Raw genomic sequence first — 768 nt, 5'->3', positions numbered from 1 at the left:
GCCCGCGTCGAACTGCGGGGCGTCGTACAGGAACCCGCCCTCAGTCGCGTACGACGTACCCACCCGGCTCGGATCGCTGTCGAACAGCCCTGAGACATCCCATCCCCGGTCGGTCGGGAACCCGGAGATCCCGTCCCCTCCCGAGGCCACCAGCCGCCAGAGGTCGTCCGGCCCGGCGACCGCACCCGGGTAGCGGCAGCTCATGCCCACGATGGCGATCGGCTCGTCGTCAGCTACCGCCACCGCCGCGCCGACGGTGATCCCTTCGGCGGTTCCCAGCGCCTCGGCCAGCACGAAGTCGGCCAGCGCCGCAGGGCTCGGGTAGTCGAAGACCAAAGTGGCCGGCAGGCGAAGGCCGGTCGCCGACACGAGCCTGTTCCGCAGTTCGAGCGCCGTGAGCGAGTCGAAGCCGAGCTCCTTGAACGCCTGCCCCGCCACAATTGCTTCCCCGGACGTGTGGCCCAGCACGATCGCGACCTGCGCCCTGACCATTTCGTCGACCAGGGCGGCCCGTTCGCCCGTGGGCACCGCCACGAGACGCTCCGCAAGCGTCGATCCGCTGCCACCGGCACGGGCCGCGCGCCGCCGGTTGCCCTGCGCGAGGCCCCGCAGCAGTACGGGCAGCGTGCCTGCGTCGGCGCGCCGGCGCAGGGCGGGGACGTCCAGCTTGACGGCCAGGAGGGCGGCCCGATCCGTACCGTCAGCCGCGTCGAACAGGGCGAGACCGTCTGCGGGGACCAGCGGCACCACGCCGTCTCGGGCCATACG

At 72.7% G+C, this 768-nt stretch carries 1 protein-coding gene; it reads right to left on the bottom strand.

The genetic code is table 11. The features are described from left to right. A partial coding sequence (locus EES42_RS45420) for an acyl carrier protein (protein WP_164495569.1) occupies positions 1-765 on the bottom strand: 765 nt, incomplete at its 3' end. Positions 766-768 lie beyond the last annotated feature (3 nt).

It is taken from the genome of Streptomyces sp. ADI95-17, from assembly GCF_003846175.1.
Classification (GTDB): Bacteria; Actinomycetota; Actinomycetes; order Streptomycetales; family Streptomycetaceae; genus Streptomyces; species Streptomyces sanglieri.
This window is presented reverse-complemented; position numbering and strand designations above follow the sequence as displayed.